Here is a 15,222-nt window from a genome sequence, read left to right as displayed (position 1 = left end):
GTCAGCCCCGGGCGTCGGGGCCGGCCATGTGCTTGACCCGGGACGAGATCTCGACGTGCCGGCCGTGCACCATCGGGCGCTGCTGGGGGTTGCCGAGGTAGCCGCAGGTGCGCTTGACGACGTCGCAGGTGCGGGGGTCGTCGTTGCCGCAGGCCGGGCAGGCGAACCCGCGCTCGGTGGGCGTGAAGTCGCCCTCGAAGTCGCAGGCCAGGCAGTGGTCGATGGGGGTGTTGGTGCCGAGGTAGCCCACCCGGTCGTAGGCGTAGTCCCAGACGGCCTCGAGCGCCTTCGGGTTCTGCTGGAGCACGGGGTACTCGCAGTAGTGGATGAACCCGCCCGAGGTCAGCGGCGCGTAGTCCTGCTCGAAGTCGAGCTTCTCGAACGGGGTGGGCGACTTGCGGACGTCGTAGTGGAACGAGTTCGTGTAGTAGTCCTTGTCGGTGATGTCCGGGACGGCGCCGAACTTCTTCCGGTCGAGGCGGCAGAACCGGTCGGTCAGGCTCTCGCTCGGGGTGGCGTAGACCGAGAACTGGTACCCGTGCTCGGCGGTCCAGGCCCGTGCGTGCTCGGCGAGGGTGCGCAGGACCCGCAGCGTGAACTCCTTCGCCGCGGGGTCGTGCTCCCACGCCCCGCCGAAGAACGCCGCCGCCGCCTCGTACAGGCCGATGTAGCCGAGGGACACCGTCGCGCGGCCGCCGCGGAACAGGGCGTCCACGTCGTCGTCGGGCGCGAGCCGCTGGCCGAACGCCCCGTGCACGTAGAGGATCGGGGCGTTGGCGGGCACGGCCTCCTTGCACCGCTCGACCCGGTAGAGCAGCGCGTCGTGGACGGTCGCGAGCCGCTCGTCCAGCAGCGCCCAGAACGCCTCGGTGTCGCCGCGGGTCTCCAGGGCGATCCGCGGGATGTTCAGCGTGACCACGCCGAGGTTCATCCGGCCCTCGACGACGTCCTGCCCGGACTCGTCGGTCCAGCCCTGCAGGAACGACCGGCAGCCCATCGGCACCTTGAAGCTGCCGGTGATCTCCACGATCTTGTCGTAGCTCAGGATGTCCGGGTACATGCGCTTGGTCGCGCACTCCACGGCGAGCTGCTTGAGGTCGTAGTTCGGGTCGGCGGGTTCGAGGTTCACGCCGCGGCGCAGCGTGAAGATGAGCTTCGGGAAGATCGCGGTGCGCCGCTCCTTGCCGAGGCCGCCGATCCGGATCTGCAGGATCGCCCGCTGGATCTCCCGCTCGAACCAGCCCAGGCCGAGGCCGAACCCGACCGACGTGAACGGCGTCTGCCCGTTGGACGTGAACAGGGTGTTGATCTCGTACTCGAGGGACTGCATGGCGTCGTAGACGTCCTTGCGGGTCTTCTCCTCCGCGTAGGCACGGTGCTGCGCGGGGTCGGCGATCCACCGCTCGGCGTCCGCGAGGTGCTTGGCGAAGTTCCGCTCGGCGTAGGGGGCGAGCAGCTCGTCGATCCGGTTGACCGAGCAGCCGCCGTACTGGCTGGACGACACGTTGGCGATGATCTGCGAGATCTGCGCGGTCGCGGTCTGGATCGACCGCGGCGGGTCGACCTGGGCGTTCCCGATCCGGAACCCCTCGGACAGCATGGTCCGGAAGTCGATGAGGCAGCAGTTCGTCATCGGCGCGTAGGGGTGGTAGTCGAGGTCGTGGTAGTGCAGGTCGCCCTTGGCGTGCGCGTTCGCGACGTGGGCGGGGAGCATCCGCAGCCCGATCGCCTTGCCGACCGCGCCGGCGGTGAGGTCGCGCTGGGTGTTGAAGACGTCGGCGTCCTTGTTGGCGTTCTCGTGGACGACCGTCTGCTCCTTGCCGACCAGCTGGCCCACGGAGTGGTTGACGTCGAGCGCCCGGCTGCGCGCGAGGTCCCGCTGCACGCGGTAGTCGATGTAGGCGCTCGCGACCTCGTACTCGTGCTGCTCGAGCAGCGTGTGCTCCACGACGTTCTGGATCTCGTAGATCCGCACCTCGCCGGCGTACCGGGTGGCGAGCTCGTCGACCGCGCCGTCGACCAGCTCGGCGATCCGGAGCCGGTGCAGCGGGCTGACCTCGCCGTGCACCTCGACGAACGCCTTGGTGACCGCGGCGTGGATGCGCCCGGCGTCGAACGGCAGGGCGCGGCCGTCGCGCTTGCGCACCGTCAGGCGGGTCGGCGCCACCTCCCGCTCGTGCTCCGTCGCACGCGCTGCCCCAGCCAGGTCGATCATCGTCACGCTGCCCCATCCCCGTCACCGCCGCACTACATCTAGTGCGAACTACACGGGTGTGACACTAGATCTGGTGGCGGGCCGCGTCTGGGCCCAAGGGCCCAACCGCCGCCGGACGTGCGGCGTTAGCGCACGTCGGCGCGGTGTCGACCGCGCCGAGACAGGTCCGCCGCGCCGAGGCAGGACGTCCGGTGGCCCTGTCTCGCGGCGACGGTCCTATCTCGGCGTGCGCGTGGGTGTGGGGCGTGGGCGTGAGGGCGGGGAGTCGGGGTCAGACGTTGCACTCGCAGACGAGGTTGTACTCGACGACCTGCTCGCCCTCCTCGGGGCGGGCCCAGGCCTCGGCCTCCTCGCGGGAGAAGAAGCGCCGGCCCACCAGGCGGCCGTTCGGCAGCAGGACGCCGACCTCGATCTGCTCGCGCGGGTCGACCCAGCCGGTGTCGGTGGTCGGGCGGGTGTCGGTGGCCTGGTCGGTCGTCATGGCGGTGTCCCTCTCGCGGTCGCGGGCCCGGGGGCCCGGGTGGATCCACCCGGTACAACCCGGGTGCCCACGCCGTTAGTCCCCGGCGACCGCGTCCAGCGCCGCGCGGCTCGCGGCGACGACCTCCGCCCGCGCCGCCGCGCGCGACACCCCCGGCTCGCCGTCGCCGGGCTGCGGGCCGTAGTCGGCGAAGAACGCGTGCACCGCGCCCTCGACCTCGACGAACGTCGTGGTCGGAGGCAGGTCCGCGCGCGACGCCTCGACGTCCGCGGGGGTGGTCAGCCCGTCCCGCGAGCCGGACACCGACGTGACGAGCAGGTCCGCGTCGCGCAGGTCGCCCAGCGGGTAGGACGCGTGCAGGAGCAGGCCGTCGACGACGTCGTCGTGCGCGGCGGCGAACGAGGACGCGGCGACCCCGCCGAGGGAGTGCCCGCCCACGGCCCAGTGCTCGACGCCGCCGAACGCCGCGATCGCGGACGCCGACTGGTCCACCGACGTCAGGGCGATCCCGAGCGGCTCCTTGAGGGCGACCACCAGGTAGCCGGCCTCGGCGAGCGGCCGCAGCACGGCGGCGGTGGCGCGGACGTCGACGCGGGCGCCGGGGGAGTAGACCAGGCCGGTGGTGGGCTCGGTGCCCCGCGGGACGAACGCGTACCAGCCGGCGGTCTCCTGCACCTCGACGGCGTCGTCGCTCACGAGCGCGTCGAGTGCCGGCTGCGTGGCGGGGAACGGCCGGAGCCACGCGGTCGCCGCCGCGAGCACCACGCCGAGCACCAGCACGACGACCGCGCCGACGGCCCGCAGCACCCGGCGCCGGGCCGGTCGCCCGGCGTCGCGCCGGACCCACCCGACGACGGCGGCGGCCAGCAGGGCGGCGCCGGCGACCGCGCTCACCGCGAGCAGCGCGCCGAGCGACGCGTGCTGGTGCGCGACGGTGTCCCCGGTGGAGGCGATCACCCACCCCGGTGCGACGAGCAGGGCGACGCCGACGAGGGTGCGCAGGGCGAGGACGAGGGTCCGCGAGGTCACCCGGTGAGCATAGCCGCGATCCTCAGCATGCTGAGGATCGACCGTGGTGCACGGGAACCGTCAGGACCGTGCAGCAGGCCGTATGGGAACCGTGAGGACGGTCGGCAGGCCCTCCGGGCGGGCGTCTGATGGTCGACGGCCCTCCACGCGGGGGCCGCCGCAGCGGCCGACCGGCCGGCGCGGCCCGCACGTGTCGTCGGGAGTCCTGTCGTGCTGGACGTGGTGTTCATCGGGGGCGTGCTCGCCCTGTTCGCGCTCGTGGGAGCGGTGGCGGCGGGGGTCGAGAAGCTGTGATCGTCGTCGACCTGGTCGCGGCCGCCCTCGGGGTCGCGGCGCTCGGCTACCTGCTGTGGGCGCTCGTGCAGCCGGAGCGGTTCTGATGGCGGGCTGGCAGGCGGTGGCCCAGGTGCTCACCGTCGTCCTGGTGCTCGCCGCGCTCCACCGCCCCCTCGGCGACTACATGGCGCACGTCTACACGAGTCCGCGGGACCTGCGGGTCGAGCGCGGGTTCTACCGGCTGATCGGAGCCGACCCGGCGTCCGAGCAGAGCTGGCGGTCCTACGTCCGCAGCCTCCTGGCGTTCTCGCTGGTCGGGGTGCTGCTGGTGTACCTGCTCCAGCGGGTGCAGACCTGGCTGCCGTACGACCTCGGGATGCCCGCGGTCGGCGAGCACCTCGCGTTCAACACGGCGATCTCGTTCGTCACCAACACCAACTGGCAGTCCTACTCGCCCGACGTCACCCTCGGGTACGCGGTGCAGGTGCTCGGCCTCGCCGTGCAGAACGTCGTGTCGGCCGCCGTCGGGATGGCCGTCGCGGTGGCCCTCGTGCGCGGGTTCGCCCGGCGCCGGTCCGGGACGATCGGCTCGTTCTGGGTCGACCTGACCCGTGGCACCGTGCGGATCCTGCTGCCGGTGGCGGTGCTCGCCGCGGTGGTGCTGATCGCCGGCGGCGTGATCCAGAGCTGGTCCGGGTTCACCGAGGTGACGACGCTGGCCGGCGGGACGCAGTCGATCCCGGGCGGGCCGGTCGCGTCGCAGGAGGCCGTGAAGCTGCTCGGCACGAACGGCGGCGGGTTCTTCAACGCGAACTCCGCGCACCCGTTCGAGAACCCGACGGCGTGGACCTCCCTGTTCCAGGTGGTGCTCATGCTGGCGATCCCGTTCAGCCTGCCCCGGACGTTCGGCCGGATGGTCGGCAGCGCGAAGCAGGGGTACGCGGTCCTGGCGGCGATGGGCGTGATCTTCCTGGTCAGCCTCACCCTGCTGACGGTCGTCGAGCTGCGCGGCGCCGGCACCGCCCCGGAGCTCGCCGGCGCCGCGATGGAGGGCAAGGAGCAGCGGTTCGGCGTCGCGGCGACCACGCTGTTCGGCAGCGTCAGCACGCTCACCTCCACCGGCGCGGTCAACGGCATGCACGACTCGTTCACGGCGCTCGGCGGCCTGTTCCCGATGCTCAACATGATGCTCGGCGAGGTCGCGCCCGGCGGCGTCGGCTCCGGGCTCTACGGGATGCTCGTGCTCGCGGTCCTCACGGTGTTCGTCGGCGGGCTGATGGTCGGGCGGACGCCGGAGTACCTGGGCAAGAAGATCGGCCCCCGGCAGATCACGCTCGCGTCGCTGTTCATCCTCGTCACGCCGACCCTGGTGCTCGCCGGGACCGCGCTGAGCTTCGCGGTCCCCGCCGTGCGCGCCGACGTCGAGGCGACGTCGATCTGGAACCCCGGCCCGCACGGGTTCTCCGAGGTGCTCTACGCGTTCACCTCGGCGGCGAACAACAACGGGTCCGCGTTCGCGGGCCTCACCGCCAACACCCCGTGGTTCAACACGGCGCTCGGCGTCGCGATGCTGCTCGGCCGGTTCGTGCCGATCGTGCTGGTGCTCGCCCTCGCCGGCTCGCTCGCGGCGCAGGACACGGTCCCGTCGACCGCCGGCACGCTGCCGACCCACCGGCCGCAGTTCGTCGGCCTGCTCGTGGGCGTGACCGTCGTCATCACCGCCCTCACCTACTTCCCCGTACTCGCGCTGGGTCCCCTGGCGGAAGGTCTGTGAACACGATGTCCTCCACCCTCACGCACGCCCCGGCGACGCCCGAGGCCACCGCGGCCCGGGCCGCCGCGCCCCGCTCGTTCGGCCCCGCGCAGCTGCGCGACGCGCTGCCCGGTGCCGTCCGCAAGCTCGACCCGCGCCTGATGTGGCGCAACCCGGTGATGTTCGTCGTCGAGGTCGGTGCCGTGCTGACCACGGTGCTGGCCGTCGCCGAGCCGTTCCTCGGCGGTCCGCAGGAGTCCGGCGGCACCGCGATCCCGGGCACGTTCACGGCGGGCATCGCCGTCTGGCTGTGGCTCACGGTGCTGTTCGCCAACCTGGCCGAGTCCGTCGCGGAGGGCCGCGGGAAGGCGCAGGCCGACAGCCTGCGGCAGACCCGGTCGAGCACCACCGCCACGGTCGTCGTCGACTACGACGCGACCCGCGACCCCGGCGCCGAGCGGGCCGGCACCCGGACCGTCGCGTCGCCGGACCTCACCCTCGGCGACCTGGTGGTCGTGACCGCCGGGGAGCTGGTCCCCGGGGACGGCGACATCGTCTGGGGCATCGCCTCGGTGGACGAGTCGGCGATCACCGGCGAGTCCGCCCCGGTGGTCCGGGAGTCCGGCGGCGACCGGTCGGCCGTCACCGGCGGCACCCGCGTGCTGTCCGACCGGATCGTCGTGCGGATCACCTCCAAGCCGGGTGAGACGTTCGTCGACCGGATGATCGCCCTGGTCGAGGGCGCGGCGCGGCAGAAGACCCCCAACGAGATCGCGCTGAACATCCTGCTCGCGTCGCTGTCCGTGGTGTTCGTGGTCGTCGCCTTGACGCTGAACCCGATCGCCTCGTACGCCGGGGCGTCCGTGAGCGTGCCCGTGCTGGTGGCCCTGCTGGTCTGCCTGATCCCGACGACGATCGGCGCGCTGCTGTCCGCGATCGGCATCGCCGGCATGGACCGGCTCGTGCAGCGGAACGTGCTCGCGATGTCCGGCCGCGCCGTCGAGGCCGCCGGCGACGTGACGACGCTGCTGCTCGACAAGACCGGGACGATCACCTACGGCAACCGGCGCGCGACCGCGTTCGTCCCGCTGCACGGCGTCGACGACCGCGCGCTCGCCCGGGCCGCCGCGCAGGCCTCCGCCGCCGACCCCACGCCGGAGGGCCGGTCGATCGTCGACCTCGCGCTCGAGCAGGGCGTCGACGTCCCCGCGGCGGCCGCCGGCACCGAGGTGGTGCCGTTCACCGCCCAGACCCGGATGAGCGGCATCGACCTCGCCGACGTGACCCGCATCCGCAAGGGCGCCGGCTCGGCCGTCGTCGCGTGGCTCGAGGAGGAGGGCGCGCTCGCCCCCGCGGTCCGGCGCGAGCTCGACGAGCACGTGCGGCGGATCTCCGGCGACGGCGGCACCCCGCTGGTCGTCGCGGTGCAGGACTGGTCGGGCGCCGGGCAGGTGCTCGGGGTCGTCCACCTCAAGGACGTCGTCAAGGAGGGGCTCGCGGAGCGGTTCGCCGAGCTGCGGGCGATGGGCATCCGCACCGTCATGATCACCGGCGACAACCCGCTCACCGCCAAGGCCATCGCCGCGGAGGCGGGCGTCGACGACTACCTCGCCGAGGCCACGCCGGAGGACAAGCTCGCGCTCATCAAGCGGGAGCAGGCGGGCGGCCACCTGGTCGCGATGACCGGCGACGGGACGAACGACGCCCCCGCGCTCGCCCAGGCGGACGTCGGCGTCGCGATGAACACCGGCACGTCGGCCGCGAAGGAGGCCGGCAACATGGTCGACCTCGACTCCGACCCGACGAAGCTGATCGACATCGTCCGGATCGGCAAGCAGCTGCTCATCACCCGCGGCGCGCTCACCACGTTCTCGATCGCCAACGACATCGCCAAGTACTTCGCGATCATCCCGGCGATGTTCACGGGTGTGTTCCCCGGGCTCGCGGTGCTGAACGTGATGGGCCTGAGCTCGCCGGCGTCCGCGATCCTCTCCGCGATCGTGTTCAACGCGCTGGTGATCGTGGTCCTGATCCCGCTGGCGCTGCGCGGCGTCCGCTACCGCGCGGCGGCCGCCTCGGCGGTCCTCGGCCGCAACCTGCTGGTCTACGGCCTCGGCGGCGTGGTCGCGCCGTTCGTCGGGATCAAGCTCGTCGACCTCCTGGTCAGCCTGATCCCCGGCTTCTGACCCCGCCCCCCCCTGATCGAAGGACGCTTCCATGCAGCTCCCCGCACCACCTGGCCGCACGTCGCCGTCGCGCTGCGCGCGATGCTCGTCCTCACCGTCGTGCTCGGCGTCGGCTACCCGCTGCTCGTCACCGGCCTCGGCCGCGCGATGCCCGCCCGGGCGGACGGGTCGCTCGTGACCGACGCCGACGGGCGGGTCGTCGGGTCGTCGCTGATCGGGCAGTCCTTCGTCGACGCCGACGGCGAGCCGCTGACCGCGTACTTCCAGTCCCGCCCGTCCGCCGCGGGCGACGGGTACGACGCCGCCGCCTCGGGCGGCAGCAACCTCGGCCCGGAGAACCCGGACCTGGTCGCCGCCGTCGAGGAGCGGCGCGCGGCCGTCGCCGAGCTTGAGGGGGTGGACCCCGCCGACGTCCCGGCGGACGCGGTCACCGCCTCCGGCTCCGGGCTGGACCCGCACATCAGCGCCGCGTACGCCGAGCTCCAGGTGCCGCGCGTGGCCGCCGCGCGCGGGATGACCGAGGACGCGGTCCGCGACCTGGTCCGGGACGCCACCACCGGGCCCGACCTCGGGTACCTCGGGCAGGCGGGGGTGGACGTGCTGACGCTCAACCTCGCGCTGGACGCGGCGCAGCCGTGAGGCCCCTGCGGCCGTGAGACCCGCGCCTAGGCTCGGTCGCATGACGGCCGACCTGGTGGACGTGACCCTCGACGACCTGACCGCGGACGAGGTGGCGGGCGTGCACGACCGGCTGCTCGCCCCCACGTTCCGGCCCGACGAGCTGCTGACCCTCGACGAGCTCCGCTCCGGGTTCACCGGGCCGGGCGCCGCGCCGTCGGTCGTCGTGCTCGCGGACGGGCAGCCGGTCGCGGTGATGCTCGGCGGCTGGTTCGCCGACCGCCGGGCGCTGCTGCTGACCTACCTCGCCGTCGCCCCCGACGCCCGCGGACTGGGGCTGGGGACGCGGCTGCTGCGGGACGTGCTCGGCCGCTGGGCCGCGCAGGAACCGGGCGCCCTGGTGCTCGCGGAGGTCGACGACCCCCGGCACTGGCCCGCCGACGCCACCCAGGGCGACCCGGCCGCGCGGCTGCGGTTCTACGGGCGGTACGGGGCGCGGCTGATCCCGTTCCCGTACACCCAGCCGGCGCTGCGTCCGGGTGCGCGGCCGGTCGACGGGATGCTGCTGCTCCGGCTCGACCAGAACCCGGGCGTCCCCGGGGAGGTGCTGGCGCGGTTCCTCACCGAGAACGCCGCAGCCCCCGGGCCCGCCGGCACCGACCCCGCCCTCGCGCGGGCGGTGGAGCGGGCCCGGGCGCTCGACCTCGACGCGGCGCTGCTGCCGGTGGAGCGGTGGGCCGAGGTCGGGTGACGGAGCCCCGGTCTCCCGCGATCCCGGGCCGGGAAAGAAGTAAACCCATCCCCAGAGGGGATGGGCGGTATGGAGGGAGTCTGCCCCCGTGACCGGGGCGGGTGCAAGTCCGTCTCGCCTCACCACCCCTCCGGGCGGCGCAGCCTCCCGACCGGGTCGGGCAGCTGGCACGCCCGCACGTCCTCCGGTGCGAGCTGGTACCACCAGTGCCCGCCCGGCCCGGTGCCGGGGTCGCCGTTGAGGCGACCGGCGGGGTACCCCCGGGTCGGGTTGACCAGGCCGACCGGCCAGCGCTCGCGCGCGTAGGCCACCGGGAACTCGAGGTCGGAGTCGTTCGACACCACCACCGCGCCGTCGACGGCGCCGGACAGCAGGTCGATCAGGAGGTGCGACGCGACGTTGACGTCGGAGCCCTTCTCCTCGCGGCGAGCGACCGACGCCATGAACACGGCGTCGGGCACGTCGCCGCCCCGACCGTCCTGCACCATGACCGGCCACGCCGGGTGGGTCACGACGGGCCGGAGGTCGCGCGGTCGGTCGGTTCGTCGGGTCGCCAGCGGCGCGGTCGTCACCCGGGAGACGTAGGTGCCCATCGCGAGCTCGTCCACGGCCCCGCCGGTCTGGAGCGCGCGGAGGTAGACGTCCTGGTCGCGCTGCCCGGACGGGTTGTCCGCGCCCGAGATCCGCGCCGTGCAGTAGACCACCCGGACCACCTCGGCGCCCGGCCAGTCGTCGCGTTCGGCCACCAGGCGCTGCGCCAGCGACCGCAGATCCAGCCAGCGCCAGCCCGGAGCCCCACGGCCGCACAGGCCGCGCGCCCCGTCGTAGAGGTTGAACCCGTCGACGTAGACCCCGATCCGCATCGCGACGACGGTAGCGGCGACCGACCACTCAGCCCGGCCACCCGGCTCCGCCCGGCCACCTACCCCGGTCCGACCGGCGCCCGCACCGCGTCGAGCCGGAACCCTCGCGCCCGCAGCCGGTCCACCAGCGCGTCCCCGAGCCCGGTCGCGGGGGTCAGCGAGCCGGCCCGGTCGGGCAGCCTCGCGTCGTCGAGCGCCAGCGCGAGCCCCGACTCGCCGAGCATGACGGCCGTCGCGGCGTACCCGGGGTCGCCGGCGGCCTCGACCCGGGCCGCGTAGGTCCGGCCGTCGCGGGTGCGGGCCAGGAACCGGTGCCGGAACCGTCCCGCGCGGCGGGTGGCCTCGTCGGGCCCCTGTCCCGGGGCGGGGAGCGCCCGCGAGGCGAGCGCGCGGACGGGCGGGAGGGTCAGGGCCGCGGCGCCGAGGCCGGTCGCGGCGGTGACGGCGAGCGCGACGGCCAGCCCGCGCGGACCCCGGCCCGCGTCGACGTGCTCGGTGTAGGTCAGGTCGCGGCTGTAGGCCCAGCCGGTCAGCGCGTTGGACCGGCGGACCACCCGGGAGCTGAACGGGGCCATCACGAACGGTGCCGCCCAGCGGCCGTCGACCAGCGCCGGGGCGAGGCCGCGCGGCTGCGGTGCGTCGGGCTCGGCGGCCCGGTCGGGGGACAGGGCGTAGGGGTCGGCGTGCAGCCGGCGGACCGCCGGGTCCGTGCGCGCGGCCCCGAGCTCGTCGAGCACCGACGCGACGGTGCCGCCGGAGACGCCGCCGCGGGCCCGGACGAGGGCGTGCACGGCGGTGAGGCCGCCCGCGTCGTCCGCCTCCGCGGCCCGGTGCAGCAGGTGCACGCCGAGGTCGGACGGCACGGAGTCGTAGCCGCACGCGTGCACCACCCGCGCGCCGGTGCCGCGCGCGCGGCGGTCGGTGGCGTCGACCGCGGCCCGGACGAACCCGAGCTCGCCGGTGAGGTCCGCGTAGTGGGTGCCGGCGGCCGCGCACGCCTCGACGACCGGCAGTCCGCGCCGGGCGTAGGGGCCGACGGTGGTGACGAGCGCGGTGGCCGACGCGGCGAGCCGGTCGAGCGCGCGGCGGTCGTGGACGTCGACGACGACCACGGGCCACGTCCGGGCGGACCCGGGGAGGCGCGCGCGCACCGCCCGGAGCCGGTCGAGGTCCCGGCCGGCGAGCGCCACCCGCGTGCCGGTCGGGGCGTGCAGAGCCACGTGCTCGGCGGTCAGCGCGCCGACGAACCCGGTGGCTCCCAGCAGCACCAGGTCGTGCTCGCGGGCGGTCGTCGGCTGGGGCACGGCTGCCTCCCGGGGGTGCGGCGGGCGGCGGTCGCCCGCGTGCGGCCCGGCCACCGTAGGCGCGGGCCCGGCGGGGGCGCGACCGGCAGAGCCCGACCCGTGGTGCGCGACCGGCAGAGCCCGGCCCGTGGTGCCCGACCGGCTCGCGTACCGTCGCGACGGTGACCTCGCTGCTGCTGCTGTCCCTCGGCCTCGGTGCCGTCCCCGCGTTCCTCGCCGCGCACGCCCCCACGGGTCGGGCGCTGACGATCGGGTACGTCCCCGACGCCGCCCGCGCGCACCCCGACGCCCCGTACGTCGCGGCCGAGCGGGCGGGCGTCGCCGCGCTCGGGCACGCGCTCGTCGACGTGCGGCTCACGGGGGCCGACCCCCGCGGGGTGGCCTCGGCGCTCGACGGCGTGGACGCGGTGTACGTCGCGGGGGGCAGCACGTTCGCCCTGCTGGACGCGCTGCGGACCTCCGGCGCGGACGCCGTGGTCGCCGAGCGGGTGCGCGCGGGCCTGCCGTACATCGGGTGCAGCGCCGGGTCGGTCGTGGCCGGGCCGAGCATCGAGCCCGTGTCGTTGATGGACGACCCGGCCGACGCGCCCGACCTGACCGACCTGCGCGGGCTCGGCCTGACCGACGCCGTGGTGGTCCCGCACGCCGACGGGAAGCTCCCGCCCTACCCGCTGGACCTGATCGGACGCACCCTGGCCCGGTACGGGCCGGACCACGAGCTGGTGCCGCTCTGCGACGACGAGGCGCTGCTCGTGACCGGGCCGGGGTGGTCGGTGGTCACCTCGGGGTGAGGGTGATCGGGATGTCGGCCGGTGTGATCGTGTACCGGAGCACCGACGCGCCGTGCGGCGGGTCGCCGATCCAGCCCGAGGCGAGGCGGACCTCGACGACGTCGTGGGCGCTGAGCTGCGGCAGGTCGGCCGCGACCACGGTGGTGCCTCCGGACGCGATGCGACGGGCGCCGAGCTGCTCGCCCGCGCGCACCTGGAAGACGAGCTCGCCGTTGACGAGCACCAGGTGGCGGGTGGTCGAGGCGTAGGCGGTGCCGGACATCCGCAGGCCGAGCGTGCCCGGCACGACGTAGAGGCTGTACACGCCGCTGCGCTGCGCCGGGGTCGGCTGGGCGGTGACGGCGGGGTGGGTCGAGACGAGCACGGCGTCGTCCATCGGCTCCCCGGGCGCGCCGGCCACCCGGTGCAGGGACACGTCGCCCTTGCCGGCGGGCAGCAGCAGCGACACGGTCACCGTGGCGCCGTCGGCGGAGCGCTGCGCCGAGGAGTAGTACGCCGTGCCGCGGTGGATCTCGAAGGCGTACTCGCCGCCCTGCCGCACCACGTGGCGGGACGCGTTCTCGAACACGGAGGCCGACATGGTGAGCGTCGCGAGGGTGGCGCCGAGGGCGGGCTGGACGGAGAGCACCGGCGGCGTGGCGACCTGGCCGGGGTCGATGCGGCGGAGCGTCCCGTCGACGACCTGGAACGCCTGGTCACGCTCGGTCACCCGCGGCTGGGTCGCCCCGGCGACCCACACGTCGAGGCGGTTGGGCTCGCGGTGGTGGACGCGCAGGTACTGCCCCTCCTCGACAGGGCGCCCGTTCAGGGCGTCGGCGATCGAGCGGCTGGACTCGCTGCCGGTGGCCGTGCCGGACGCGATCGGCAGGCCGTCGGCACCGATCAGCTCGACTCCGATGTACGTGTCCTGGGGCAGCATCTCGTGGGTCGCGCCACCCCGGCTGCGCACGGCCCAGGTCCCGGTGTCGGGAGCGAGCGACACGAACAGGACCCGCTCGTCGTAGTACCCGCGGAACGTCAGGCCGTTGCCGCCGTTCACGGCGAGGGGGACGGGCAGCACCTCCCGGACCCCCGCCTCGTTCGCCACCGTGACCCAGAACGAGCCCGTGGCGTCGGCGGTCACGATCCCGGCGTCCTCGATCCACGCGCGGGTGCGGCCGTCGACGCTGCCGACGTCGCGTACCCGGTCGCCCCATCCCTCGGGCAGGGTGGACCACCCGGACACGACCTCGGGCAGGCCGGCGCGGTCGACCGTGCCGGTCGGCAGGACGTACGGCGGGAGCTCGCGCACCAGGGGCATGGCCGCCGGATCGAGCGTGCCCCAGATCGGCTGCGGGAGATCGGGCAGCGTGGCGACGGCCGCGGCCGTCGCGTCGTCGGCGGGGATGCCCCACTGGCGGAAGAACTCGGTCAGGTCGTACCCGGCGACCGTCGACGCCGTGCGGATGAGCTGCTGGGTCTTCTCGGTGTGGGAACCCGGGTCGACCTCGCCCCGGGCGTGGGCGACGCGGTACTCCTGGTTGAGCCGCGGGTAGAACGCGTCGCCGAACGCGCGTCCGAGCTGCTCGAACATCAGCTCGTGCGAGGCGCCGGACGACGCGCGCTGCTCGACGGGCAGGGCGAGCAGGGCGCTGGCTCGCTGCACGGAGTCGGCTGCCGACGTGTACCGGGTGGGGACACCGAGGTGGCGCTGGACGTAGCTGGAGTAGATGTTGACCTGCACCTCGCCCATGCCGTCCCACCGGTACGCCGGGTTCTGGTACGTGTGGCCGATCTCGTGCCACAGCCCCCACTGGTCCTCGAGACGGAGCGCGCCGAGCACCTGCTGCCCCGCACCGGTCGCGACCTGGAACGTGATCGCGCCGTGCCCGGCGCTCGCCCAGCCGGGGCCGGTGTCCGGGTTGACCATGCGGATCCGGTGGTCGACGGGGCGGGCGACGCCGGTGGCGGCGACGTCCATGCCGTGGGCCTCGGCGACCAGGTCGGCCGACCGGTCCCAGTACGCCACCGTGCCCGCCGTGTCCCACGTGCTCGCGGTCCGGGCCCGGTCGACCTCGGACCGCTGGAACTCGCCGATCACCCGCTCGCCCAGGAGCAGCACGAAGCGGGAGTCGGGCCAGCGCGTCATCTGGTCGTCGAACGCGGCGTCGGTCGTGACGCCCAGCTGGAAGACCGGCTGGGGCGCACCGCCGGTCACGCGGACCCGGGCGGTCGTGCCGCTGCCGACGCTGCGCAGGTACACCAGGCCGTCGGACGCCGCCGTGACGCGGGACGACCCGGCGGGCAGCGGCGTCGAGGTCGGGGCCCGGTCTCCGCTCCGCCCGCCGTTCAGGTCGGCGAACACGCCCGTCGCCGCGATGGCGTACTCGACCGGCGCGGTCCCCGAGACGTCGAAGGTCAGCGTCTCGCCGGCGCGGACGAATCGTCCCGTGGGCGTGAGGTCGGAGTGCTCGAGGGACCGGCCCTCCGCGAGCGCCTGCTGGCGGGCCGCCGGGAGGGCCGTGACCTGCGTCTCCGACCAGGCGTCGCGGTGCTCGAGCGCGGGACGGGACGAGCCCGGTGCGGCCGCGACCGGTGCGGCCCCGAGCGGCACGGCCCCGAGCGGTGCCGCGACGACCGCGGACGGCGCGGCCGCGACGGCGGTGCACGGCAGCGCGCCGCTGAGCACGGCGGCGGTGAGGACCAGGATCATCGGGCGGACGAGCGAGGGCATCGGGGTCCCTTCGGGGGCGGTGTGCGGAGGCGGACCCACCCCAGCACGCGTCACCGGGCGATCGGGGCCGCCGGGTGGTGCAGGGAGTCGAGGTGCGTGGTGACTGCGTGGTGGTCGGGATCTGCGGGAGTGCTGCACCGCGTGTGCGTGGGTGGCCGCATCCCCGCCCCCCCTGTGTCGCAGGACTGCGACGACCCCGCGACAGGCCCGCGACCCGCCGCGGCCGGACGTCACCTACGGTG

The 15,222-nt window shown here is 74.7% G+C and carries 12 protein-coding genes; 6 read left to right on the top strand and 6 right to left on the bottom strand.

The annotated features are described in order from the left end of the window. Position 1: 1 nt before the first annotated feature. The 3 genes from nrdD to AC1VL8_RS02710 all read right to left on the bottom strand — a co-directional run bounded on the left by nrdD (position 2) and on the right by AC1VL8_RS02710 (position 3,725). Complete coding sequence (gene nrdD / locus AC1VL8_RS02720; RefSeq protein ID WP_483076177.1) at positions 2-2,215, bottom strand: anaerobic ribonucleoside-triphosphate reductase; 2,214 nt, start codon at positions 2,213-2,215, stop codon at positions 2-4. 271 nt (positions 2,216-2,486) lie between these two features. Next, positions 2,487-2,696: a hypothetical protein gene (locus AC1VL8_RS02715; protein ID WP_389232051.1), complete on the bottom strand. Its 210-nt coding sequence runs from the start codon at positions 2,694-2,696 to the stop codon at positions 2,487-2,489. A 75-nt stretch (positions 2,697-2,771) separates the two neighbouring features. Beyond that, a complete protein-coding gene (locus AC1VL8_RS02710; RefSeq protein ID WP_483074035.1) occupies positions 2,772-3,725 on the bottom strand; it encodes an alpha/beta hydrolase in 954 nt (317 codons plus the stop codon). A 290-nt stretch (positions 3,726-4,015) separates the two neighbouring features. Between AC1VL8_RS02710 and AC1VL8_RS02705 the strand changes: the two genes are divergently transcribed. The 5 genes from AC1VL8_RS02705 to AC1VL8_RS02685 are packed head-to-tail and all read left to right on the top strand — an operon-like array spanning position 4,016 to position 9,309. After that, positions 4,016-4,105, top strand: a complete 90-nt coding sequence (locus tag AC1VL8_RS02705) for a potassium-transporting ATPase subunit F (protein WP_389232045.1) — start codon at positions 4,016-4,018, stop codon at positions 4,103-4,105. Beyond that, the gene (kdpA, locus tag AC1VL8_RS02700; protein WP_389232042.1) at positions 4,105-5,775 is read left to right on the top strand and encodes a potassium-transporting ATPase subunit KdpA; all 1,671 of its coding nucleotides are present in this window, start codon (positions 4,105-4,107) and stop codon (positions 5,773-5,775) included. Before AC1VL8_RS02705 ends, kdpA begins: the two co-directional genes overlap by 1 nt. 5 nt (positions 5,776-5,780) lie before the next feature. Next, positions 5,781-7,940, top strand: coding sequence for a potassium-transporting ATPase subunit KdpB (gene kdpB / locus AC1VL8_RS02695; protein WP_483074034.1), 2,160 nt, complete (start codon positions 5,781-5,783; stop codon positions 7,938-7,940). Positions 7,941-7,955: 15 nt separating this feature from the next. Continuing rightward, positions 7,956-8,579 carry a potassium-transporting ATPase subunit KdpC gene (kdpC, locus tag AC1VL8_RS02690; RefSeq protein WP_483076176.1) on the top strand — a complete coding sequence of 208 codons (624 nt, stop codon included), beginning with the start codon at positions 7,956-7,958 and terminating at the stop codon, positions 8,577-8,579. A gap of 40 nt (positions 8,580-8,619) precedes the next feature. Further along, a complete protein-coding gene (locus tag AC1VL8_RS02685) occupies positions 8,620-9,309 on the top strand; it encodes a GNAT family N-acetyltransferase (RefSeq protein WP_483074033.1) in 690 nt (229 codons plus the stop codon). A 119-nt stretch (positions 9,310-9,428) separates the two neighbouring features. Here AC1VL8_RS02685 and AC1VL8_RS02680 read toward each other — a convergent pair whose 3' ends face one another. Then, positions 9,429-10,172 carry an NYN domain-containing protein gene (locus tag AC1VL8_RS02680; protein ID WP_483074032.1) on the bottom strand — a complete coding sequence of 248 codons (744 nt, stop codon included), beginning with the start codon at positions 10,170-10,172 and terminating at the stop codon, positions 9,429-9,431. 59 nt (positions 10,173-10,231) lie between these two features. Further along, positions 10,232-11,476 carry a saccharopine dehydrogenase family protein gene (locus tag AC1VL8_RS02675; protein ID WP_483074031.1) on the bottom strand — a complete coding sequence of 415 codons (1,245 nt, stop codon included), beginning with the start codon at positions 11,474-11,476 and terminating at the stop codon, positions 10,232-10,234. Between the two features lie 161 nt (positions 11,477-11,637). Here AC1VL8_RS02675 and AC1VL8_RS02670 point away from each other — a divergent pair, with 161 nt between their 5' ends. Continuing rightward, a complete protein-coding gene (locus AC1VL8_RS02670) occupies positions 11,638-12,267 on the top strand; it encodes a Type 1 glutamine amidotransferase-like domain-containing protein (RefSeq protein WP_483074030.1) in 630 nt (209 codons plus the stop codon). Here AC1VL8_RS02670 and AC1VL8_RS02665 read toward each other — a convergent pair. Continuing rightward, a complete protein-coding gene (locus AC1VL8_RS02665) occupies positions 12,254-14,980 on the bottom strand; it encodes a M60 family metallopeptidase (protein WP_483074029.1) in 2,727 nt (908 codons plus the stop codon). The two genes, AC1VL8_RS02670 and AC1VL8_RS02665, sit on opposite strands and share 14 nt — an antisense overlap. Between the last annotated feature and the right edge of the window lie 242 nt (positions 14,981-15,222).

The sequence above is a fragment of the Cellulomonas sp. KU4C genome, from assembly GCF_056868065.1.
Note: the sequence above shows the minus strand (reverse complement) of the source record. Positions and strands in the feature narration are given on the sequence as shown.